Genomic DNA, 20,970 nt, shown 5'->3' with positions numbered 1-20,970 from the left:
ACATTTAGGTTACTGTTTTTCCAGCAACCACTGACGCGGCCCAGGGGTGAACGACGGCACCTCGTCGGCCTGGGACGTATTGATCGCCTGGAAAATCTCCAGTTGCTTGTCATTGCGGCTGAAGATCCACGGGTTGCCCTGGCCGCCTTGTTGCAACCAGATGCTGTCGTAGCCACCGCTCATGGACGCGCAATCGCCTGCCAGGCACAGCGAATACTGGTCAGCGCCCGGCAGGCCGGTCACTTGGCCGTTGGCTTGGAACTGCACGGTCGCGCCGCTGCCGCTGCCGCTGGTGATTTTCCAGCTACCGCCCATATAAGCCGAGTACAGCGCGCGCTCGAAGTTGGCACCCAGGGGTGCGCCTTCGGGGGCGGGGTCCTTGGGGCGATCAAAGAGCTGTTCGGGCTCGTTGTCGTTGGCCACTTGCAGCAACTGCTTGCCGTCACGCTTGAGTTCGGTGGTGGAGCTGCCGTAGAAGTCGACGTTCCAGGTGCCTGACTTTTCACCTTCCAGCTTGCCTTCAGGCCGTTCGAAGCCATTGAAGTAGCGCGCCTGGTAGGCCCGGGTGTTGACCTCCCATTCGAGGTTCGGGCCATAGGCTTGCAGGGCTTCACGCAAAGGGCCGCCCTTGGACGCCGCATCGATGGCGACCTGGTTGATCCAGGTACCGCTCACATCCCGGTCGGCTGGATTGCTGGCGCAGCCGCCAAGGAGCAGGGCGAGCAGCGTGGAGGCAACGAGCGCTTTGCGCATGACGAAATCCTTTTAAAACGAAGTCGGCGCAACCTATTGGGTTGCGCCGCATGTATTACTCGATGACCAGAATCGCGTCCATCTCAACCTGCGAACCCTTGGGCAGGGCGGCAACGCCAATGGCGGCGCGGGCTGGGTAGGGTTGTTCGAAGTACTTGCCCATGATCTCGTTGACCTTGGCGAAGTGGCTCAGGTCGGTGAGGAAGATGTTGAGCTTGACGATGTCCTTGAACGAACCGCCCGCTGCTTCGGCTACCGACTTGAGGTTTTCGAAGACTTGTACGGTCTGGGCTTCGAAGCCTTCAACCAGCTCCATGGTTTTTGGGTCCAGTGGGATCTGGCCGGACATGTAGACGGTGTTGCCCGCCTTGATCGCCTGGGAATAAGTACCGATGGCGGCAGGTGCCTTGTCGCTGGTGATAACAGTCTTGGTCATGAATGACTCCTTGTAATGTCCGGGTTATAGGGGAGGCGTTATGCGCGCATGCGAGTGATGCGGATAACCCCGGTCAGGGCACGCAGTTTCTTGATCACGCGGGCCAGGTGTACACGGTCGTGCACGCTGACCACCAGTTGGACCACGCTGATGCGACCATCGCGTTCGTCCATGCTGATTTTTTCGATATTGCCATCGGCCGCGTTGACGCTGCTGGCCAGCAAGGCGATCAGCCCGCGCTGGTGCTCCAGCTCGACCCGCAGCTCGACGTTGAATTCGCCGGTGACATCTTTGGCCCATGACAGCTGGATGCATTTTTCCGGGTTGTGGCGGATTTCACTGATATTGCGGCAGTTGTCCAGGTGCACCACCATGCCTTTGCCGGCGGACAGGTGCCCGACAATCGGGTCGCCCGGGATCGGTGTGCAGCACTTGGCGTAGCTGAGGACCAGACCCTCGGTGCCGCGAATGGCCAGTGGGCCTTCGGGGCTCGGCAGTTGCTCGCCTTCGCCCAGCAGGCGGCGGGCGACGACGTAGGCCATGCGGTTGCCCAGGCCGATGTCTTCGAGCAAGTCCTCAATGGTTTCCTGGCGGTACTCGTGGAGGATCGCCAGCACGCGCTCGGCGGGGATCTTCTCCAGGGAACTGTCGAAACCGTTGAGTACCTTGTTCAGCAGGCGTTCGCCCAGGCTGATGGACTCGGAGCGGCGTTGCAGCTTCAGCGCGTGGCGAATATGGGTACGTGCCTTGCCGGTGACCACGAAGTTGAGCCACGCCGGATTCGGCCGGGCCCCTGGCGCGCTGACGATCTCCACGGTGGAGCCGCTTTGCAGCGGTTCCGACAGCGGGGCCAGGCGACGATTGATCCGACAGGCGATGCAGCTGTTGCCGACGTCGGTGTGGACCGCGTAGGCAAAGTCGACCGCCGTGGAGCCTTTGGGCAGCTCCATGATCCGGCCTTTGGGCGTGAACACGTAGACCTCGTCCGGGAACAGGTCAATCTTCACGCTTTCGATGAATTCCAGGGAGTTGCCAGCACGTTGCTGCATTTCCAGCACGCCCTTGACCCACTGGCGGGCGCGGGCATGGGTGCCTTTTGGCTGCTCGTCGCCACTGGATTTGTACAGCCAATGGGCGGCGATACCGTTGTTGGCCATTTCTTCCATTTCCCGGGTGCGGATCTGGATCTCGATCGGCACCCCATGCATACCGAACAGCGTGGTATGCAGCGACTGGTAGCCGTTGGCCTTGGGAATGGCGATGTAGTCCTTGAAACGCCCCGGCAGGGGTTTGTACAAATTATGTACAGCGCCCAGCACGCGGTAACAGGTATCGACCTTGTCGACGATGATCCGGAACGCATACACGTCCATGATCTCGTTGAAGGCTCGGCGCTTGCCGCGCATCTTCTTGTAGATGCCGTAGATATGCTTCTGCCGCCCGCTGACCTCGCCTTCAATCTCGTCGATTGCCAGGCAATGGCTCAGGGACTCTTCGATCTTGTTGACGATTTCCTTGCGATTGCCCCGGGCGCGCTTGACCGCCTGGTAAATGCGCGCCGAGCGCATCGGGTGCATCGCCTTGAAGCCAAGGTCTTCGAATTCGATACGAATGGCATGCATGCCCAGCCGGTTGGCGATGGGCGCGTAGATTTCCAGGGTTTCCTTGGCGATGCGCCGGCGCTTTTCACCGGACAGCACTTCCAGCGTGCGCATGTTGTGCAGCCGGTCGGCCAGCTTGACCAGGATCACCCGGATATCCCGGGCCATGGCCATGGCCATCTTCTGGAAGTTTTCCGCCTGGGCCTCGGCCTTGGTCTCGAAGTTCATCTGGGTCAGCTTGCTGACCCCGTCGACCAGGTCGGCCACGGTTTCGCCAAATTGCGCACTGAGCGCTTCCTTGGCAATGCCGGTGTCTTCGATCACGTCATGCAGCATCGCGGCCATCAGGCTTTGATGGTCCATGTGCATGTCGGCAAGAATATTGGCCACCGCAAGAGGATGGGTGACGTACGCCTCGCCGCTGCGGCGGCGTTGGCCGTCGTGGGCTTGTTCGGCGTAGAAATACGCTCGGCGGACCAGGTTGACCTGGTCGGTACCGAGGTAGGTCGATAAGCGATCGGCGAGGGCGTCTATGCTCGGCAAAGTATTAACTCCTGCCGTAGGCTGTGACCCCGCGCCGTGCTACGTCGACCAGGCATAGGCTTAGACGGCCTCGTTGGACTCGTCCTCGAACGCTGCAAACAGCGGTTCGTCTTCAACGATTTCAGCGCTGGCGATGTAGTCATAGCTCATCACGCCGGCAGCGATTTCGCGCAGGGCCATCACGGTAGGCTTGTCATTTTCCCAATTGAGCAACGGCTCTTTGCCGCCAGTGGCCAATTGACGGGCACGCTTGGTAGAGAGCATGACCAGCTCAAAGCGGTTATCCACGTGTTCTAGGCAGTCTTCAACGGTTACGCGGGCCATGGTATTCCTCGGAGCGAATGCAAGATGCGCGCTGCCCGGTTGGGCGAGCGGACTCAACAGTTTAAAAAATCACCAGCGTTTAGGGAAGCGCTGATTTTGCGCAGGCCCCGGCAAACACGCTACAAGTGCCAATGTAAGGCCCTTGCAGCGGTTTTGGGAAGAGCCATTCAACCGAGCAGTTCGGCCAACAATTTGCCAAAACGCTGTTGTTGACGTTTTTGCTGGAGCTGATTGGCGCGGAAAATTGCCTTCAGGTCGTCCAGGGCGTGGGCAAAATCGTCGTTGATGATCAGGTAGTCGTAGTCGACATAGTGGCTCATTTCGCTGACCGCTTCGCGCATGCGCCCGTCGATGATCTCGTCGCTGTCCTGGCCGCGATTGGTCAGGCGCTGGTGCAAGGCCTCCAGGGACGGCGGCAAAATGAAGATCGAGCGCGCCTTGGGCATCAATTGGCGCACCTGTTCGGCGCCCTGCCAGTCGATTTCCAGGATCAGGTCGTGGCCTTCGTCCAGGGTCTGCTGCAAATGGCTCTGGGACGTGCCATAGAGATTGCCGAACACTTCGGCACGCTCCAGGAAGTCGCCATGTTCGATCATCTTCACGAACTCGCTGCGCTCGACGAAGTGATAGTTCACGCCGTTCACCTCACCGGGGCGCATGGCGCGGGTGGTGTGGGAGACCGATACGCGGATCTCCGGGTTGGTGTCAGTCAGGGCCTTGACCAAGCTGCTTTTGCCCGCGCCCGAGGGGGCGGAAATGATGTACAGGGTGCCGGTGCTGTGGGTCATGGGAGTTGCCTTACTCAATATTCTGTACTTGTTCGCGCATTTGCTCGATCAACACTTTGAGGTTGACCGCAGCCTGGGTGCTGCGCGGGTCGAAGGCTTTGGAGCCCAGTGTATTGGCTTCGCGGTTGAGTTCCTGCATCAGGAAGTCCAGGCGCCGACCAGCGGCACCAGCCGACTTGAGTACGCGACGCACCTCCAGGATGTGGGTGCTCAGGCGGTCGAGTTCTTCGGCGACGTCGCTTTTTTGCGCGAGCAGGACCATTTCCTGTTCCAGGCGTACCGGGTCGAGGTCGGCCTTCATGTCGGTGAAGCGGTCGAGCACCTTCTGGCGCTGGGTGGCCAGCATTTGCGGCACCAGTTCACGTAGGGTCACGACGTCTTCTTCGATGGCCGTCAGGCGCTCGCTGATCAGGCGGGCCAGTTCGGCGCCTTCGCGCTCGCGGCCGGCCTTGAGCTCCTTGAGGCCCTGGTTGAACAGGGTCAGGGCTTCGGCGTTCAGTGCCTGCGGGTCAGTGGCGTCAGCCACCAGTACGCCGGGCCAGGCCAGGACTTCCAGGGGGTTCAGTGCCGCCGGCTGCTTGATCAGGCTGGCAATGGTTTCGGCGGCGGCGACCAACTGTGCAGCGCGCTCGCGGTCAACCTGCAGTGGCTTGCCGGTGGTTTCTTCGGTAAAGCGCAGGGTGCATTCCAGCTTGCCGCGCGAGATGCCGGCGCGCAGGGCTTCGCGCACTGCGCCTTCAAGGTCGCGAAAGGCCTCGGGCAGGCGCAGGTGCGGCTCCAGGTAGCGGCTGTTGACCGAGCGCAATTCCCAGCTCAGGGTGCCCTGGACGCCGGCTTTTTCGACGCGGGCGAAGGCGGTCATGCTATGCACCATGGAGGTACCTCGCGATACAGTCCCGCAAACGGGCGGGCTGATAGGTAGATTGAAGCCAAGTGGCTGCGAAGGCGCAGGATTGTAGCGCAACGGGGCGAGCGCCCCCAAATGCTGGCTGTGACAAAGGGTGCCAGGGGTGTCTATTCGTAACCGGATTTATTAGCAGTGCCGAGAAGTGGCCTGCGGCTCTATAATGCTCGGCAGTTTTTCGTCCTCAGTACAGGTATCCCCTATGAAACGTCCAAGTGGTCGCGCTGCCGATCAGCTCCGCTCGATCCGCATCACCCGCAACTACACCAAACACGCCGAGGGATCTGTACTGGTCGAGTTTGGCGATACCAAGGTCATCTGCACCGTCAGCGTTGAAAATGGCGTGCCACGTTTCCTCAAGGGCCAGGGCCAGGGTTGGTTGACCGCCGAATACGGCATGTTGCCGCGCGCCACCGGCGAGCGTAACCAGCGTGAAGCCAGCCGTGGCAAGCAGGGCGGCCGCACCCTGGAAATCCAGCGCCTGATCGGCCGCTCCCTGCGCGCTGCGCTGGACATGTCTAAACTGGGCGATGTGACCCTGTACGTCGATTGCGACGTGATCCAGGCCGACGGCGGCACTCGCACTGCATCCATTACTGGCGCCATGGTGGCCCTGGTCGACGCGTTGAAAGTGATCAAGAAGCGCGGCGGCCTGAAAGGCGGCGACCCGCTCAAGCAGATGATTGCCGCTGTTTCGGTGGGCATGTACCAAGGCGAGCCGGTGCTGGACCTGGACTACCTGGAAGACTCGGCGGCCGAGACCGACCTGAACGTGGTCATGACCAGCACCGGTGGTTTCATCGAAGTGCAGGGCACCGCCGAAGGCGCGCCGTTCCAGCCGGCAGACCTGAACGCCATGCTGGCCCTGGCCCAGAAAGGCATGAGCGAAATCTTCGAACTGCAGACCGCCGCACTGGCTGACTGAGACCAGCCTCAAGGAGCAACGCCATGAGTGACAACCAGCTTCCCGTGTCAGCCCAGAACAAGGAAGTGCGCCAGTGGGCCATGCTCTGTCACTTCGCGGCGTTCCTCGGCCTGGTGTTTCCGTTTGGCAGCGTGCTGGGGCCGTTGATCCTGTGGCAGGTGAAAAAGGACATGGACCCGTTGATCGATGATCAGGGCAAGGAAGCGCTGAACTTCCAGCTGACCGTGGCCATTGCCTGGCTGGTCTGCTTTGTCCTGGGTTTTGTGATCATTGGTTTCCTGATGATGGCGGTGCTGGTGATTGCCGCTCTGGTGCTGACCATCATTGGGGGCATCAAGGCCAATAAAGGCATTGCCTACCGCTACCCGTGCACATGGCGATTGATCAAATAATGATCGCCCACAAAAAAACCGACAGCGATGTCGGTTTTTTTGTACTTGGATATTGATCTCAGATGGTCAAGGTCCAGTCGTAATCCACGATCAACGGCGCATGTTGCGAGAAGCGCGGTTGACGCGGCAGGCGTGCGCTGCGGACAAACCGGCGCAGGCCGGGGGTCAGCAGTTGGTAGTCAAAACGCCAGCCCAGATTGAGCATCTCGGCCTGTTCGTTGTCTGGCCACCAGCTGTACTGGTCACCTTCGCGGCTGACTTCACGCAGGGCATCTACATAACCCATGTTGCCGACAATCTCGTCCATCCAGGCCCGTTCCGGCGCCAGGAAACCCGGGGATTGCTGGCTGTCGCGCCAGTTCTTGATATCCAGCTTCTGTTGCGCCACATACAACGAGCCACAATAAATGTACTCGCGGCGTTTGCGTCGCTGTTTATCCAGATAACGGGCGAAATCGTCCATTAGCTTGAACTTCTGGTTCAAGTCTTCATCGCCGTTCATCCCCGAAGGGAGCAGCAAGGTAGCAATACTGACTTTGTCGAAATCGGCTTGCAGGTAGCGCCCGTAGCGATCGGCTGTCTCGAAGCCGAGGCCGCTGATGACCGCCTTGGGTTGCAACCGTGAGTACAGAGCCACGCCACCTTGGGCAGGGACTTCGGCATCACAGGCATAAAGGAAGTAGCCATCCAGTTGGAAGGCTGGGTCGTCCAGTTCAAAGGCGGAGGCGCGGGTGTCCTGCAGGCAGATGACGTCGGCATTCTGGGCTTGCAGCCAACTGAGCAAACCACGCTCGACTGCAGCCTGAATACCATTAACGTTCACACTGATGATCCGCATAAATGGCCCCAAAAATCGCGTGCGTGTATGATACACGCCGTCTACCTATTTAGCTAAATCCGTGGTATCTGAGGCTTTTTTCATGCAGGCGTATCAACGCGATTTCATTCGTTTTGCCATCGATCGCGGGGTTTTGCGCTTCGGTGAGTTCACCCTCAAGTCCGGGCGCACCAGCCCATACTTCTTTAATGCCGGCCTGTTCAACTCGGGTTCTGCCCTGGCGCAACTGGGGCGTTTCTACGCGGCCGCCATCGTTGAAAGCGGCATTTCCTTCGACGTGCTGTTTGGCCCGGCCTACAAAGGCATTCCGTTGGCTGCTGCGACCGCGGTGGCCCTGGCTGAACATCACGACCGGGATCTGCCATGGTGCTTCAACCGCAAGGAAGCCAAGGCCCATGGCGAAGGCGGTAGCCTGGTCGGCGCACCGTTGACCGGTGACGTGCTGATCATCGACGACGTGATCACCGCCGGCACCGCGATCCGCGAAGTGATGCAGATCATTGCGTCCCAGGATGGCGCCAAGGCCGCTGGCGTATTGATCGCGCTGAACCGTCAGGAGCGTGGCAACGGTGAGTTGTCGGCGATCCAGGAAGTGGAGCGTGACTTCGCAATCCCGGTGGTGAGCATCGTGTCGCTGAACCAGGTGTTGCAGTTCCTCGAAGACGACCCACAGCTCAAGCAGCACCTGCCGGCTGTTCGTGCATACCGCGAGCAGTTTGGCGTCTGACACCGAACCCTGTGGGAGCGGGCTTGCTCGCGAATACGGTAGGTCAGAAACATATTCAGTGACTGACACTCCGCTTTCGCGAGCAAGCCCGCTCCCACATTTGGATCGCGTGCAAACAAAAGGCCCCGCTCAATTTGATTGAGCGGGGCCTTTTGTTTTCTGGTGCTTAGGGGCGCTTGCGATTGCTGATCAGCGTGCCCATGCCGGTATCGGTGAAGATCTCCAGCAACACTGCGTTCGGCACCCGGCCATCGATGATCAACGAGCTGCCAACCCCACCTTGCACCGCCTCCAGTGCGCAGCGGATCTTCGGCAGCATGCCGCCGTAGATGGTGCCGTCGGCGATCAAATCGTCGACCTGCTGGGTGGTCAGGCCGGTCAGGACCTTGCCTTCCTTGTCCATCAGGCCGGCGATGTTGGTCAGCAACATCAGCTTCTCGGCCTTCAGGGCCTCGGCAACTTTGCCGGCGACCAGGTCGGCGTTGATGTTGTAGGACTCACCGTTGGCACCCACGCCGATCGGCGCAATCACCGGAATGAAGTCGCCCTTGACCAGCAGGTTGAGCAAGTCGGTGTTGATGCCGATCACTTCGCCTACCTGGCCGATGTCGATGATTTCCGGCTGGGTCATCTCCGGGGTCTTGCGGGTCACGGTAAGTTTCTTCGCGCGGATCAGCTCGGCGTCCTTGCCGGTCAGGCCGATAGCGCTGCCGCCGTGGCGGTTGATCAGGTTGACGATGTCTTTGTTCACCTGGCCGCCGAGGACCATCTCCACCACGTCCATGGTCTGCGCATCGGTGACGCGCATGCCGTCGATGAAATGACTCTCGATGGACAAGCGCTTGAGCAGGTCACCGATCTGCGGCCCGCCGCCGTGCACCACCACCGGGTTGATCCCGACGGCTTTCATCAACACGATGTCGCGGGCAAAGCCGGTTTTCAGCTCGTCGCTTTCCATGGCATTGCCGCCGTACTTGATCACCAGCGTCTTGCCGACGTAGCGTCGAATGTAAGGCAGCGCTTCGGAAAGGACCTTGGCGGTGTTGGCGGCGGCTTCGCGTTCGAGGGTCATTCAGGGCTCCGGGGCAAATAATCAGAACGGTAGTTGGAGATCAGGGGCAACACGTTTCAACTGGGCGTGGAACACGTCCTTGATGCGCTGCAACTCGGCCTCGGTATCCGCCTCGAAACGCAGGACCAGCACCGGCGTGGTGTTGGACGCGCGAACCAGGCCCCAGCCTTCGGCATAATCGACTCGCACACCATCAATGGAGGTCAGGTTGGCGCCTTCACCCCATTGCGCATCGTGCAGTGCGTCAATGATGCTGAATTTGCTCTCTTCGGTCACATGGATATTGATTTCCGGCGTGGAAATATCGTTCGGGAAGGTCTCGAACAGCTCTTCGGCGCTGGATTTTTCCTTGCTGAGGATCTCCAGCAGGCGCGCGGCACTGTAGATGCCGTCATCAAAACCGAACCAGCGCTCCTTGAAGAACACGTGGCCGCTCATTTCGCCGGCCAGCAGGGCGCCGGTTTCCTTCATTTTCTTTTTGATCAACGAATGACCGGTCTTCCACATCAGCGGACGGCCACCGTATTCCTTGATCAGCGGTGTCAGGCGACGGGTGCACTTCACGTCGAAAATGATCTCGGCGCCTGGGTTGCGCGCCACCACGTCGCGGGCGAACAGCATCAGCAGGCGGTCGGGGAACACGATGCTGCCGGTGTTGGTCACCACGCCCACGCGGTCGCCGTCGCCATCGAAGGCCAGGCCGAGATCGGCGCCCACTTCTTCGACCTTGGCGATCAGGTCCACCAGGTTTTCAGGTTTGCCCGGGTCCGGGTGATGGTTGGGGAAGTGGCCGTCGACGTCGCAGAACAGCGGGATCACTTCGCAGTTCAGGGCTTCGAGCAATTGCGGAGCGATCACGCCGGCTGCGCCGTTGCCGCAGTCCACCACGACCTTCAGGCGACGCTCAAGCTTGACGTCACGGGTGATTTCATCCGAATAGCGCTGGAGGATATCGACCTGGGTGATGCTGCCTTTACCGCTGGTCAGGTCGTTGGTTTTCAGGCGCGTGTGCAGGGCCTGGATCTGTTCGTTGGCCAGGGTGTCGCCGGCGATCACGATCTTGAAGCCGTTGTAGTCCGACGGGTTGTGGCTGCCGGTGAGCATGACGCCCGACTTGCCGGCCAGCACGTTGGCGGCGTAGTACAGCGCCGGGGTCGGCACCAGGCCGACGTCGCTGACATGGCAGCCGCTGTCGGCCAGGCCCTGGATCAGGCGCTCCACCAGCTCGGGGCCGGACAGGCGGCCATCACGGCCTACCGAGACGTTGGGCTCGCCCTGGGCCAGGCTCTGGGAGCCGATGGCGCGGCCGATCCAGTAGGCGGTTTCGGCGGTCAGGGTTTTCGGCACGACGCCACGGATGTCGTAGGCGCGGAAAATGCTGTCGGGAAACGTCGGTGCGACTGGGGCTGCGTTGCTCATCACTGGGGAAACTCCATCGATACGGTGCGGACAGGCCTGAATGTGGCGACCGGCAGGCTCAAACTGAAGGGTAAGACGGTGTTTTTGCCCTAGAGTTCGTGGTGCGAAAATGCCATCGGGGCATGTCGGACGCAGAGTCCGGCATGCCTGAGCGTAGTCAGTGGCTGCCGGAATGCCCGAAACCGCCCGCGCCACGCTGGGTTTCGTCGAACTCGGTCACCAGCTCGAAATGCGCTTGCACCACCGGCACCAGGACCAGTTGAGCGATGCGCTCGCCGACGGCGATGTTGAAGGCGGTCTGGCCACGGTTCCAGCACGAGACCATCAATTCGCCCTGGTAGTCGGAGTCGATCAGGCCCACGAGGTTGCCCAGCACGATCCCGTGTTTGTGACCCAGGCCGGAGCGCGGCAGGATCAGCGCTGCCAGGCCGGGATCGCCGACGTAGATCGACAGGCCGGTGGGGATCAACAGGGTCTGGCCCGGCTCAAGGACGGTGTCTTGCTTGAGCATGGCGCGCAGGTCCAGGCCGGCGGAGCCCGGCGTGGCGTAGGCCGGCAGTGGAAATTCGCTGCCGATGCGGGGGTCGAGGATCTTGGCTTGCAAAGCGTGCATGGAAATTAAACCTGGTTCAGCCGTTGGGCGATAAAAGAGATCAGTTGGCGGGCAATCTTGCCCTTGCTGGTCTGGGCGAAAAGGGTGGCGTGCAGCTCGCGGTCAATCACGCTGCAGGCGTTTTCCTCGCTGTTGAAGCCGATGCTCGGGTTAGCGACATCATTGGCAACGATCAGGTCGAGGTTTTTGTCTTTGAGTTTGCGTGCGGCGTAGTCCAGCAGGTTTTCGGTCTCGGCGGCGAAACCGACGCTGAACGGACGATCCGCGCGGGTGGCGATGGTGGCCAAAATGTCCGGGTTGCGCACCATTTGCAGGAGCAGGCCGTCGCCGCTTGTAGGGTCTTTCTTGAGTTTTTGCGGCGCAACCACTTCCGGGCGGTAGTCTGCGACCGCTGCCGAAGCGATAAACACATCGCAGGGAATCGCTGCCTCACAGGCCGCAAGCATGTCGCGGGCGCTGACTACGTCGATGCGGGTGACTCGGTCTGGGGTCGGCAGATGCACTGGGCCTGTGATCAGGGTCACGCGCGCGCCTGCCTCAACCGCCGCTTCAGCCAGGGCAAAGCCCATTTTCCCTGAGCTATGGTTGGTGATGTAGCGCACCGGGTCGATGTTTTCCTGGGTCGGGCCGGCGGTAATCAGCACGTGCTTGCCGGTCAGGGCCAGGTGCTGGAAGCACTCGGCGGCGCACAGCGCCAGGTCGGTGGCTTCGAGCATGCGGCCCAGGCCGACGTCGCCACAGGCCTGGCTGCCGGAGGCCGGGCCGAAGACCTTGAGGCCACGGCTTTGCAGCAGTTGGGTGTTGGCCTGGGTCGCCGGGTCGCGCCACATGGCCTGGTTCATCGCCGGAGCGATGGCGACGGTGGCGTCGGTGGCCAGTACCAGTGTGGTCAGCAGGTCGTCGGCAATGCCTTGGGCGAGGCGGGCGATCAGGTCGGCAGTGGCGGGTGCGATCAGTACCAGGTCGGCCCATTTGGCCAGCTCGATATGGCCCATGGCAGCTTCGGCGGCCGGGTCCAGCAAATCCAGGTGAACCGGGTGGCCGGACAGGGCCTGCATGGTCAGCGGGGTGATGAACTCACTGCCGCCACGGGTCATGACCACGCGCACTTCGGCGCCTTGGTCCAGGAGCCTGCGAACCAACTCTGCGCTCTTGTAGGCGGCAATGCCGCCGCCGACGCCGAGAACGATGCGTTTCCGATACAGACGCTGCATTGGTTTGCCTTTCCAGTTCAGTGATGGCGTTGCGATCCCCCCTCCCCAGGTGAAATCGCGCGCAAAAAAGAGCGGCTAAGATAACACAGCGCCCGCCATGCAACAGCGGCGCACATGCACACGGAGGTGCCATGAGTATTCGTAACTGGCCTATGGCGGAGCGGCCGCGGGAGAAGCTTTTGGCGTTGGGGGCGGCGAGTCTCTCGGATGCCGAGCTGCTGGCGATTTTCCTGCGTACCGGCGTCTCGGGTAAAAGCGCCGTGGACCTGGCGCGCCATCTGTTGGCGCAATTTGGCAGCCTACGTGCGCTGCTGGAGGCCCGGCAGAGCGTATTCATCCAGCATCTGGGCCTGGGGCCGGCGAAGTTTGCCCAACTGCAGGCTGTGCTGGAAATGGGGCGGCGCCATCTGGCCGAACATGTGCGTAATGAGTCGGTGCTGGAAAGCCCGGTGGCGGTGCGTGATTACCTCAAGGCCCTGCTGCGTCATGAGCCCCACGAGATATTTGGTTGCCTGTTTCTCGACTCAAGGCATCGGGTGCTGGGCTTCGAAGCGTTGTTCCAGGGCACCATCGACAGTGCCACGGTCTACCCGCGACAAGTGGTCAAGCGCGCCCTGGACTACAACGCTGCGGCATTGATCCTGTGCCACAACCATCCATCCGGGAGCACCGAGCCGAGCATTGCTGATCGAAAATTGACCAAAGTGCTGCAAAAGGCCCTGGATCTGGTGGATGTGCGGGTACTGGATCACATTATCGTCGGCGATGGTGACCCGCTGTCGATGGCCGAATATGGATGGATATAGAAGGGTAGCGGCAAGCCTCAAGCGGGCTTGCAGCTTGTGGCTTACGGCTTCACATCGACTTTGGAGAAGTCCTGCCGCCCAAACGGGCTGACCTGGTACCCCTCGACATTCTTGCGCGTCAGGGCAAAGGCCGTCGGGTGAGCCAGTGGCAACCACAGCGCCTGCTGTTGGATCTGCGCCTGCGCCTGTTGGTACAGCTTGCTGCGCACGCCTTGCTCGTTGGTGGTCTTGCCGGCACTGATCAGCTTGTCCAGCGCAGGGTCGCAGTAACGGGCGAAGTTGGTGCCGGACTTGACCGCCGCGCAGGAAAACTGCGGGGTCAGGAAGTTGTCCGGGTCGCCATTGTCGCCGGCCCAGCCCATGAACAGCAGGTCGTGCTCGCCGGCCTTGGCGCGGCGGATCAGCTCGCCCCATTCGATCACGCGGATCTCTGCCTGGATGCCGATCTTGGCCAGGTCGGCCTGCAATAGCTGGGCGCCCAGGCTGGGGTTGGGATTGAGCAGGCTGCCAGATGGCCGGGTCCAGATAGTGGTCTTGAAACCGTCCTTGAGCCCGGCGCGATCCAGCAGCCCTTTGGCCTTGGCGATGTCCTGTGGATAACCCGGCAGCTCCTTGGCAAAACCCCAGGTATTGGGCGGGTAGGGCCCATTGGCGGCTTCGGCGGTGCCTTCAAACACGGCCTTGAGGTAGCTGGCCTTGTCGAAGGCCAGGTTGATCGCCTGGCGCACTTGTGGCTTGTCCAGTGGCGGGTGCTGGCTGTTGATGGCGACAAAGGCCGTCATGAAGGCAGCGGTTTTTTCCACTTTGAGTGCAGGATCCTTTTGCGCTTCACCGATATCCAGGGGTTTGGGCGACAAGGCAATCTGGCATTCATCCCGGCGCAGTTTCTGCAGGCGCACATTGGCGTCCGGGGTGATGGCAAAGATCAAGTTATCCACAGCCGGTTTGCCGGCAAAGTAATCCGGGTTGGCCTTGTAGCGAATGGCCGCATCTTTCTGGAACCGCCCGAACACGAACGGCCCGGTGCCGATGGGTTGGCTATTGAGCTTTTCCGGGGTGCCGGCCTTGAGCAGGTTGCCTGCGTATTCGGCGGGGTAGATCGAGGCAAAGCCCATGCTCAGTGCGGCAAGGAACGTGGAGTCGGCGTGATCGAGGGTAAAACGCACGGTCAGCGGGTCCAGGGCGTCGATCTTCTTGATCAGCGCCGGCAGTTGCAGGGACTGGGCGTGGGGGAAACCGCTCTGGGCAATCTGGTGCCAGGGGTTGGCCGGATCGAGCATGCGCTCGAAACTGAAACGCACGTCTTCGGCGGTCAGGCTGCGGCTCGGGCTGAAATACGCGGTGCGGTGGAATTTGACGTCCGGGTGCAATTTAAAGGTGTAGGTCAGGCCGTCCGGCGAGACTTCCCAGCTATCGGCCAGGCTCGGCACCAGCTTGCCGCTCGCGGCGTCGAAGTCCACCAGGCGATTCATCAGCACATCCGCCGAGGCGTTGGTGGTAGTCAGCGAATTGTATTGCACCACATCGAACCCTTCGGGGCTGGCCTCGGTGCAGACGCTCAGCGTAGAGGCTGCCTGGGCCAGCGGGGCGAGGAAGAGCGGGGCGAGCAATAAGGGTAGGGCAGCGAGACGCATGGTCGGTTTCCTGTGCAGATCGAAGGCCCATCTGCGAGTGCAGTCTGGAAAAGTCCTACCGTAGTAGGCTGATTGGCAAATGACTAGCCCATATTTACCTGTGCAGGGGCCGTAAATACTGTTTTGATGGCACTGCAGGTCATTTTGCCCGGCGCCCTGTCGTACACGTAGCAGCGATAAAACATTCGGTGCGACGAGCGGTTTAATTGTACAGCGGCCCATCCTGGCTGCACTTGGGGCCTGTGTGGGCGAGATTTACAGCGGGAAAAACACACCGGCTGTTGTTGCACTGGGGTCTTTCTGGTATAAAGCAGCGCTCTTTTCTAGGGGCCCGGTTCCTTCACTGTAGGTGTAGCCGGTAAGACCCTTAAAGAAACGCGGCGCCTGGCGCCAAATGACTGAGAGATTAAGCGGCCAACCCATGCCGGGTTGGGCATGTGGTTTTAGAGGGCTGAGGCATGTCGAGAGTCTGTCAAGTTACCGGTAAGGGTCCGGTGACTGGGAATAACATTTCCCACGCAAACAACAAAACCCGTCGTCGTTTCCTGCCAAACCTGCAGCATCACCGCTTCTGGGTTGAAGAAGAGAAACGTTTTGTCCGTCTGCGCGTATCTGCCAAAGGCATGCGCATCATCGACAAGCGTGGCATCACTGTCGTGCTCGCTGAACTGCGCCGCGACGGCAAAATCTAAGGAGCTAAATCATGCGTGAATTGATTCGAATGATCTCTAGCGCCGGTACTGGTCACTTCTACACTACCGACAAGAACAAGCGTACTACCCCGGACAAGCTCGAAAAGAAAATGTTCGACCCGCGCGTTCGCAAGCACGTGATCTACAAAGAAGGCAAAATCAAGTAATTGGTTTTCTTTCTTGTGAAAAAAACCCGTATCTCACGATGCGGGTTTTTTTTGCCTTGGAAAAAGTCGTGCGCGACCGATCAGGCCTTTTCTTCGAATATCACGTAGATCTTGCGGCATGACTCCAGCACTTCCCAGGTGCCACTGAAGCCGGCCGGGATGACGAAGCGATCGCCGGCGCGCAAGGTCTTGGCGTTGCCGTCGGCATCGCGCAGCACCGAAACCCCCTGCACGATCTCGCAATACTCGTGTTCGGTGTAGTTGACCTTCCATTGCCCGGCTTCACCTTCCCAGACCCCGGCGTTCATCTGGCCGCACGGGCTGTTGTAGTGGTTGTAGACCGTTTGCTCGGGATCGCCCTTGAGGATTTTTTCTGCGGCGGGGCGGTAGCGTTCGGCGGCGGTGTTCGCCTGGCTGAAATCGACGATATCCTGAATGTTCATGCACGTATCCCGTCTAGGCCTGGGGTTGGAGAGCCAAAGTCTATGTTTATTAAAATGAACATCGCAAGGGCGTTTGCTGCCGTTATGTCAAATATATTGAAACATCCCTTGTGGCTGGTTTAGGGTGGCGGGTGCCTCGGACCGAATAGCTGGCTGGCCGGGCAAGCATTTGGAAGGGAACTGGTGATAACGCCGGGCCCTTATATTTAATAAGAGGAGGACACTCGCATGACCACCCTGACCCGTGCCGACTGGGAACAACGCGCCAAGGACCTGAAGATTGAAGGCCGCGCGTACATCAATGGCGAATACACCGCCGCCGTTTCCGGCGACACGTTCGAATGCCTCAGCCCGGTCGATGGCCGCCTGCTGACCACGGTCGCCAGCTGTGACGTCGCCGACGCCCAGCGCGCCGTGGAAAACGCCCGTGCCACCTTCAACTCCGGCGCCTGGTCACGCCTGGCCCCGGCCAAGCGCAAAGCCACCATGATCCGTTTCGCCGCGCTGCTCAAGGCCAATGCCGAAGAGCTGGCCCTGCTTGAAACCTTGGACATGGGCAAGCCAATCGGTGACTCCCTGGGCATCGACATTCCAGGCGCAGCGCAAGCCCTGAGCTGGAGCGGCGAGGCCATCGACAAGATTTACGATGAAGTCGCCGCCACCCCCCATGACCAACTGGGCCTGGTGACCCGCGAGCCCGTCGGCGTGGTGGCGGCCATCGTGCCGTGGAACTTCCCGCTGATGATGGCCTGCTGGAAACTGGGGCCGGCGCTGTCCACCGGTAACTCGGTCGTCCTCAAGCCGTCGGAAAAATCGCCGCTGACCGCCATCCGCATCGCTGCCCTGGCCGTTGAAGCCGGTATCCCCAAAGGCGTGCTCAACGTGCTGCCGGGCTACGGCCACACTGTGGGCAAGGCCCTGGCGCTGCATATGGACGTGGACACCCTGGTGTTCACCGGTTCCACCAAGATCGCCAAGCAACTGATGATCTACTCCGGCGAGTCGAACATGAAGCGCGTCTGGCTGGAAGCGGGCGGCAAGAGCCCGAACATCGTGTTTGCCGATGCTCCGGACCTGCAGGCCGCTGCCGAATCCGCCGCCGGCGCCATCGCCTTCAACCAGGGCGAAGTCTGCACCGCCGGCTCACGCCTGCTGGTGGAGCGTTCGATCAAGGATAAATTCCTGCCGATGGTGATCGAGGCCCTCAAGGGCTGGAAGCCGGGCAACCCGCTGGACCCGGCCACCAACGTCGGTGCGCTGGTGGATACCCAGCAGATGAACACCGTGCTGTCGTACATCGAAGCCGGGCACGCCGATGGCGCCAAACTGGTGGCCGGTGGCAAGCGCACCCTGCAGGAAACCGGCGGCACTTACGTCGAACCGACGATTTTCGACGGCGTGACCAACGCCATGAAGATTGCCCAGGAAGAGATCTTTGGCCCGGTCCTGTCGGTGATTACCTTCGACAGCGCTGACGAAGCCGTAGCCATCGCCAACGACACGCCTTATGGCCTGGCCGCTGCGGTGTGGACCTCGAATATCTCCAAGGCACACCTGACCGCCAAGGCCCTGCGTGCCGGTAGCGTGTGGATCAACCAGTACGATGGCGGTGACATGACTGCGCCGTTTGGCGGGTTCAAGCAGTCGGGTAACGGTCGCGACAAGTCGCTGCACGCGTTCGATAAATACACCGAACTGAAGGCGACCTGGATCAAGCTGTAAGCAACCCAGCTGATCCCTTGTAGGAGCGAGCTTGCTCGCGAAAAACGTCAACGATAACGCGTTCTGTCTGGTTGAACGCGGTGTCCTTGAGTTCTTCGCGAGCAAGCTCGCTCCTACAGTTCGTTTTACCGTCCATGAATGAGTTATCCACAGGAGCGTGGCAATGCGTTGGGCGACTTACTTCGCCGTCCTGGCTTCGGTGCTCAGCGTCGGCCTTGCCCTGGGCGTCAGCATGCCGCTGGTGTCCCTGCGCCTGGAAAGCTGGGGCTATGGCAACTTTGCCATCGGCATCATGGCGGCCATGCCGGCGTTCGGCGTGTTGCTGGGCGCCAAGGTGTCCAGTCGCCTGGCTTCCTGGCTGGGCACGGCAAACCTGATGCGCCTGTGCCTGTGGGCCGGGGCGATTTCCATCGGTTTGCTGGCGGTATTGCCCAGCTACCCGGTGTGGCTGGTGCTGCGGTTGATGATCGGGGTGATCCTGACCATTGTGTTTATCCTCGGCGAAAGCTGGATCAACCAACTGGTGGTGGAACAGTGGCGTGGTCGGCTGGTGGCGCTGTATGGCTGTACCTACGCCTTGAGCCAGCTGTCGGGGCCGTTGTTGCTCGGCGTGCTGGGTACCGATCATGACTATGGCTTTTGGGTTGGCGTCGGTCTGTTGATTGTTGCGCCATTCCTGCTGCTGGGGCGTAGCGGGGCACCGACGGCAGAGGCCTTCAGCGTGACCTTTGGCGATTTATGGGGATTTTGCCGGGGCTTGCCGGCGATTGCCTGGGCGGTGGCGTTGTTTGCCGCGTTCGAGGCGATGATTCTGACGCTGTTGCCGGTGTATTGCCTGCAACAGGGCTTCACTGCCGAGGTGGCACTGGCGATGGTCAGCACCGTGGTGGTAGGCGATGCGCTGCTGCAATTGCCGATTGGTGCGTTGGCCGATTACCTGCCCAGGCGCACCCTGTTTCTCGGCTGCGCGGTGCTGTTGCTGCTGTCGAGCCTGGCCATTGCGCCGTTGCTGGATACCTGGCTGATCTGGCCGATCTGGGTCCTGTTCGGTGCCAGTGCGGGGGGCTTGTTCACCTTGTCGTTGATTCTGATCGGCGAGCGCTACCGTGACGATGCGCTAGTGCGGGCCAATGCCCATATTGCGCAGTTGTGGGGCATTGGCTGCCTGATCGGGCCGCTGGTGGCGGGGGCTGGCAGCCAGTGGATCAGCGGGCATGCGTTGCCGCTGTTGATGGCGGCGGGGGCGTTGGGGCTGGTGATTTTGTTGCTGCGCCAAGGCGCGTTTGGCGTCGAGCAACCAGCCTGACTTGGAAATGCGATCAAAACTGTGGGAGCAGGCAAGCCAGCTCCCACAATGGATATTCGTGGTTCTTAGAGCATGCGCTCCAGACCCACGGTGGTGGCGAACCAGGCATTGAACCGGCGCCACCAACTGCCTGGCTCGCGGGTCAGGGTGTGCAGTTGGCCGTTATCTTCCGTCACCCAGACCACTTGGCCATCCTGCAACTTGGCCTCGTAACTCAAGGCCGGTGCCATCCCTTGCAGGGCCAGCTTGCGCACATGCTCGGCCAGCTCCGGGCTGTCCACCAGCACGCCGACTTCGGTGTTCCACAGCACCGACCGCGGGTCGGAATTGAATGAGCCGATAAACGATTTTTGTCGATCGAAGATCATTGCCTTGCTGTGCAGGCTGGAGTCCGAGCCATACAGCGAGCGGCTGCCCAGTAGATGCGGACCACTGCCACCGCCGCCGTCTCCGGGTTGGCGGCGCAGCTCGTAGAGTTTCACCCCGTGTTCCAGCAGCGCCTTGCGATAGGGGGCATAGCCGCCGTGTACCGCCGGCACGTCGGTGGCTTCCAGGGAGTTGGTCAAAAGGCTCACCGCAACCCCCGCGTCCGCGCGGCTGGTCAGGTACACCAGGCCCGGTTGGCCGGGGACGAAGTAGGCCGAGATCATCATCAGTTCGTGGCGCACACCTTCCAGCTCGGGCGCCAGTTGAGTGGTGAGCAGCAAGCGTGGATCAGGATCGGCCTTGGCCAGGACCTTGCTCGGCGCGTCCCACAGCGCCTGGTTCCAGGCCCAGATCAGTTCCCGGCGCCAGATCTCCATGCGTGGTTGGGTCTTGTAGGTCCGCAGGCGGTTATACAGGGCATGGTTTTGCTGGCGCGACTCGGCCAGAGACGTCTCCAGCAGCCCGCGCGCCGTGGCCAGGTCGCGGGAGGACGGGGCGCTGGAGATAAAGTCGGCGATAGGCTTGCTCAGCGCACTGTTCCAGTACTGGTCAAAGCTGTGGCCCAGTTGTTCGGCCACCGGCCCCACGCTAAGCATGTCGATGTCGGTGAAGTTCAGGTTGGGCTCGGCATCGAAATACTCATCTCCCAGGTTGCGCCCACCGACAATCGCCACGCTGTTATCCGCCAGCCACAGCTTGTTGTGCATGCGCCGGTGTTGCAGCGACAGGTTGAACAAGCGGCCCATGGCGCGCGTCACCCCGGTGCTGCGGCCCAGGTGCAATGGGTTGAACAGGCGAATCTGGATCTGCGGGTGCGCGGCCAGGGTGGCGATGATCTGGTCCAGGCCGTCGCTGGTGGTGTCGTCCAGCAGGATGCGCACCCGCACGCCACGGTCGGCCGCCGTGAGCAACTCGTCTACCAGCATGCGCGTGCTGATGCCGTCATGGACGATGTAGTACTGCAAGTCGAGGCTGGTCTGGGCATTGCGGATCAGTTCGGCGCGGGCCATGAACGCTTCGCTGCTGTTGGGCAGCAGGCGAAACCCGGAGCGGCCCTTATAGGGCGCGGCCTGGGCCTGGATCGAGCGGCCGAAGGCGGACTGCGTCGCCGGCAGCGCCTCGCTGGGTACGCGGGGTTCGTCCAGGGTGGCGCAACCGCCCAGGCCCAGGAACCCGAGCAGGAAAAACGCTAACAGCCTTTGGCTCATCAAGGAGACAGGTTCCG

21 protein-coding genes and 1 pseudogene are annotated in these 20,970 nt (G+C 61.0%); 8 read left to right on the top strand and 14 right to left on the bottom strand.

The window, feature by feature from the left end; genetic code table 11:
* Positions 1-9: 9 nt before the first annotated feature.
* The 6 genes from KL786_RS02905 to KL786_RS02880 all read right to left on the bottom strand — a co-directional run bounded on the left by KL786_RS02905 (position 10) and on the right by KL786_RS02880 (position 5,319).
* The gene (locus tag KL786_RS02905; RefSeq protein ID WP_032856809.1) at positions 10-753 is read right to left on the bottom strand and encodes a hypothetical protein; all 744 of its coding nucleotides are present in this window, start codon (positions 751-753) and stop codon (positions 10-12) included.
* A 55-nt stretch (positions 754-808) separates the two neighbouring features.
* Positions 809-1,189, bottom strand: coding sequence for a deaminase RidA (gene ridA / locus KL786_RS02900; protein ID WP_025130815.1), 381 nt, complete (start codon positions 1,187-1,189; stop codon positions 809-811).
* 38 nt (positions 1,190-1,227) lie between these two features.
* The gene (gene spoT, locus KL786_RS02895) at positions 1,228-3,333 is read right to left on the bottom strand and encodes a bifunctional GTP diphosphokinase/guanosine-3',5'-bis pyrophosphate 3'-pyrophosphohydrolase (protein ID WP_215516671.1); all 2,106 of its coding nucleotides are present in this window, start codon (positions 3,331-3,333) and stop codon (positions 1,228-1,230) included.
* A gap of 60 nt (positions 3,334-3,393) precedes the next feature.
* Positions 3,394-3,657: a DNA-directed RNA polymerase subunit omega gene (gene rpoZ / locus KL786_RS02890; protein ID WP_032856811.1), complete on the bottom strand. Its 264-nt coding sequence runs from the start codon at positions 3,655-3,657 to the stop codon at positions 3,394-3,396.
* A 167-nt stretch (positions 3,658-3,824) separates the two neighbouring features.
* A complete protein-coding gene (gmk, locus tag KL786_RS02885) occupies positions 3,825-4,445 on the bottom strand; it encodes a guanylate kinase (RefSeq protein WP_169991068.1) in 621 nt (206 codons plus the stop codon).
* 10 nt (positions 4,446-4,455) lie between these two features.
* On the bottom strand, positions 4,456-5,319 hold the full coding sequence (locus KL786_RS02880; protein ID WP_215516670.1) for a YicC/YloC family endoribonuclease: 864 nt from the start codon (positions 5,317-5,319) through the stop codon (positions 4,456-4,458).
* 232 nt (positions 5,320-5,551) lie between these two features.
* On the opposite strand from KL786_RS02880, the gene rph reads away from it, so the two are divergent.
* Together rph and KL786_RS02870 are read left to right on the top strand one after the other, a co-directional pair.
* Positions 5,552-6,274: a ribonuclease PH gene (gene rph / locus KL786_RS02875; protein WP_029289820.1), complete on the top strand. Its 723-nt coding sequence runs from the start codon at positions 5,552-5,554 to the stop codon at positions 6,272-6,274.
* A 23-nt stretch (positions 6,275-6,297) separates the two neighbouring features.
* Positions 6,298-6,666, top strand: a complete 369-nt coding sequence (locus KL786_RS02870; protein WP_215516669.1) for a DUF4870 domain-containing protein — start codon at positions 6,298-6,300, stop codon at positions 6,664-6,666.
* 58 nt (positions 6,667-6,724) lie between these two features.
* Here KL786_RS02870 and crc read toward each other — a convergent pair whose 3' ends face one another.
* Positions 6,725-7,504: a catabolite repression control protein Crc gene (gene crc / locus KL786_RS02865; protein WP_029289816.1), complete on the bottom strand. Its 780-nt coding sequence runs from the start codon at positions 7,502-7,504 to the stop codon at positions 6,725-6,727.
* Between the two features lie 82 nt (positions 7,505-7,586).
* Here crc and pyrE point away from each other — a divergent pair, with 82 nt between their 5' ends.
* Positions 7,587-8,231 (top strand): orotate phosphoribosyltransferase, encoded by a 645-nt coding sequence (pyrE, locus tag KL786_RS02860; protein ID WP_070994053.1) that lies wholly within the window; start codon positions 7,587-7,589, stop codon positions 8,229-8,231.
* Positions 8,232-8,397: 166 nt separating this feature from the next.
* On the opposite strand, the gene argB is transcribed toward pyrE, so the two are convergent.
* From argB to coaBC, 4 genes and pseudogenes are all read right to left on the bottom strand, one after another.
* Positions 8,398-9,303: an acetylglutamate kinase gene (gene argB / locus KL786_RS02855; protein WP_029289812.1), complete on the bottom strand. Its 906-nt coding sequence runs from the start codon at positions 9,301-9,303 to the stop codon at positions 8,398-8,400.
* Between the two features lie 21 nt (positions 9,304-9,324).
* Positions 9,325-10,731 (bottom strand): annotated as a pseudogene (locus KL786_RS02850) (phosphomannomutase/phosphoglucomutase); the annotation flags it as partial.
* Between the two features lie 148 nt (positions 10,732-10,879).
* A complete protein-coding gene (gene dut, locus KL786_RS02845) occupies positions 10,880-11,335 on the bottom strand; it encodes a dUTP diphosphatase (protein WP_029289808.1) in 456 nt (151 codons plus the stop codon).
* Between the two features lie 5 nt (positions 11,336-11,340).
* Complete coding sequence (coaBC, locus tag KL786_RS02840; RefSeq protein WP_029289805.1) at positions 11,341-12,549, bottom strand: bifunctional phosphopantothenoylcysteine decarboxylase/phosphopantothenate--cysteine ligase CoaBC; 1,209 nt, start codon at positions 12,547-12,549, stop codon at positions 11,341-11,343.
* A gap of 131 nt (positions 12,550-12,680) precedes the next feature.
* Between coaBC and radC the strand changes: the two genes are divergently transcribed.
* Positions 12,681-13,355, top strand: a complete 675-nt coding sequence (gene radC / locus KL786_RS02835) for a RadC family protein (protein ID WP_215516667.1) — start codon at positions 12,681-12,683, stop codon at positions 13,353-13,355.
* Between the two features lie 41 nt (positions 13,356-13,396).
* Here radC and KL786_RS02830 read toward each other — a convergent pair whose 3' ends face one another.
* Positions 13,397-14,989 carry an ABC transporter substrate-binding protein gene (locus tag KL786_RS02830; RefSeq protein ID WP_215516666.1) on the bottom strand — a complete coding sequence of 531 codons (1,593 nt, stop codon included), beginning with the start codon at positions 14,987-14,989 and terminating at the stop codon, positions 13,397-13,399.
* Positions 14,990-15,447: 458 nt separating this feature from the next.
* Here KL786_RS02830 and rpmB point away from each other — a divergent pair, with 458 nt between their 5' ends.
* On the top strand, positions 15,448-15,681 hold the full coding sequence (gene rpmB / locus KL786_RS02825; RefSeq protein ID WP_007920377.1) for a 50S ribosomal protein L28: 234 nt from the start codon (positions 15,448-15,450) through the stop codon (positions 15,679-15,681).
* An 11-nt stretch (positions 15,682-15,692) separates the two neighbouring features.
* Entirely contained in the window at positions 15,693-15,848 is a 156-nt protein-coding gene (gene rpmG, locus KL786_RS02820; RefSeq protein WP_003176906.1) for a 50S ribosomal protein L33, read from the top strand.
* Positions 15,849-15,928: 80 nt separating this feature from the next.
* On the opposite strand, the gene KL786_RS02815 is transcribed toward rpmG, so the two are convergent.
* Entirely contained in the window at positions 15,929-16,291 is a 363-nt protein-coding gene (locus KL786_RS02815) for a cupin domain-containing protein (RefSeq protein WP_032856821.1), read from the bottom strand.
* Between the two features lie 228 nt (positions 16,292-16,519).
* Here KL786_RS02815 and KL786_RS02810 point away from each other — a divergent pair, with 228 nt between their 5' ends.
* Together KL786_RS02810 and KL786_RS02805 are read left to right on the top strand one after the other, a co-directional pair.
* Positions 16,520-18,013: an aldehyde dehydrogenase gene (locus KL786_RS02810; RefSeq protein ID WP_215516665.1), complete on the top strand. Its 1,494-nt coding sequence runs from the start codon at positions 16,520-16,522 to the stop codon at positions 18,011-18,013.
* Between the two features lie 163 nt (positions 18,014-18,176).
* Complete coding sequence (locus KL786_RS02805) at positions 18,177-19,319, top strand: MFS transporter (protein WP_215516664.1); 1,143 nt, start codon at positions 18,177-18,179, stop codon at positions 19,317-19,319.
* A 65-nt stretch (positions 19,320-19,384) separates the two neighbouring features.
* Here KL786_RS02805 and KL786_RS02800 read toward each other — a convergent pair whose 3' ends face one another.
* A complete protein-coding gene (locus KL786_RS02800) occupies positions 19,385-20,953 on the bottom strand; it encodes a phospholipase D family protein (protein ID WP_215516663.1) in 1,569 nt (522 codons plus the stop codon).
* Between the last annotated feature and the right edge of the window lie 17 nt (positions 20,954-20,970).

This window comes from Pseudomonas sp. TAE6080 (assembly GCF_018732265.1).
Classification (GTDB): domain Bacteria; phylum Pseudomonadota; class Gammaproteobacteria; order Pseudomonadales; family Pseudomonadaceae; genus Aquipseudomonas; species Aquipseudomonas brenneri.
Note: the sequence above shows the minus strand (reverse complement) of the source record. Positions and strands in the feature narration are given on the sequence as shown.

What these genes read in the sequence shown, in the direction of transcription:
- KL786_RS02905 (WP_032856809.1), bottom strand. Translation starts at nt 753, where the DNA reads ATGCGCAAAGCGCTCGTTGCCTCCACGCTGCTCGCCCTGCTCCTTGGC.
- ridA (WP_025130815.1), bottom strand. Translation starts at nt 1,189, where the DNA reads ATGACCAAGACTGTTATCACCAGCGACAAGGCACCTGCCGCCATCGGT.
- rpoZ (WP_032856811.1), bottom strand. Translation starts at nt 3,657, where the DNA reads ATGGCCCGCGTAACCGTTGAAGACTGCCTAGAACACGTGGATAACCGC.
- gmk (WP_169991068.1), bottom strand. Translation starts at nt 4,445, where the DNA reads ATGACCCACAGCACCGGCACCCTGTACATCATTTCCGCCCCCTCGGGC.
- KL786_RS02880 (WP_215516670.1), bottom strand. Translation starts at nt 5,319, where the DNA reads ATGGTGCATAGCATGACCGCCTTCGCCCGCGTCGAAAAAGCCGGCGTC.
- rph (WP_029289820.1), top strand. Translation starts at nt 5,552, where the DNA reads ATGAAACGTCCAAGTGGTCGCGCTGCCGATCAGCTCCGCTCGATCCGC.
- KL786_RS02870 (WP_215516669.1), top strand. Translation starts at nt 6,298, where the DNA reads ATGAGTGACAACCAGCTTCCCGTGTCAGCCCAGAACAAGGAAGTGCGC.
- crc (WP_029289816.1), bottom strand. Translation starts at nt 7,504, where the DNA reads ATGCGGATCATCAGTGTGAACGTTAATGGTATTCAGGCTGCAGTCGAG.
- pyrE (WP_070994053.1), top strand. Translation starts at nt 7,587, where the DNA reads ATGCAGGCGTATCAACGCGATTTCATTCGTTTTGCCATCGATCGCGGG.
- argB (WP_029289812.1), bottom strand. Translation starts at nt 9,303, where the DNA reads ATGACCCTCGAACGCGAAGCCGCCGCCAACACCGCCAAGGTCCTTTCC.
- dut (WP_029289808.1), bottom strand. Translation starts at nt 11,335, where the DNA reads ATGCACGCTTTGCAAGCCAAGATCCTCGACCCCCGCATCGGCAGCGAA.
- coaBC (WP_029289805.1), bottom strand. Translation starts at nt 12,549, where the DNA reads ATGCAGCGTCTGTATCGGAAACGCATCGTTCTCGGCGTCGGCGGCGGC.
- radC (WP_215516667.1), top strand. Translation starts at nt 12,681, where the DNA reads ATGAGTATTCGTAACTGGCCTATGGCGGAGCGGCCGCGGGAGAAGCTT.
- KL786_RS02830 (WP_215516666.1), bottom strand. Translation starts at nt 14,989, where the DNA reads ATGCGTCTCGCTGCCCTACCCTTATTGCTCGCCCCGCTCTTCCTCGCC.
- rpmB (WP_007920377.1), top strand. Translation starts at nt 15,448, where the DNA reads ATGTCGAGAGTCTGTCAAGTTACCGGTAAGGGTCCGGTGACTGGGAAT.
- rpmG (WP_003176906.1), top strand. Translation starts at nt 15,693, where the DNA reads ATGCGTGAATTGATTCGAATGATCTCTAGCGCCGGTACTGGTCACTTC.
- KL786_RS02815 (WP_032856821.1), bottom strand. Translation starts at nt 16,291, where the DNA reads ATGAACATTCAGGATATCGTCGATTTCAGCCAGGCGAACACCGCCGCC.
- KL786_RS02810 (WP_215516665.1), top strand. Translation starts at nt 16,520, where the DNA reads ATGACCACCCTGACCCGTGCCGACTGGGAACAACGCGCCAAGGACCTG.
- KL786_RS02805 (WP_215516664.1), top strand. Translation starts at nt 18,177, where the DNA reads ATGCGTTGGGCGACTTACTTCGCCGTCCTGGCTTCGGTGCTCAGCGTC.
- KL786_RS02800 (WP_215516663.1), bottom strand. Translation starts at nt 20,953, where the DNA reads ATGAGCCAAAGGCTGTTAGCGTTTTTCCTGCTCGGGTTCCTGGGCCTG.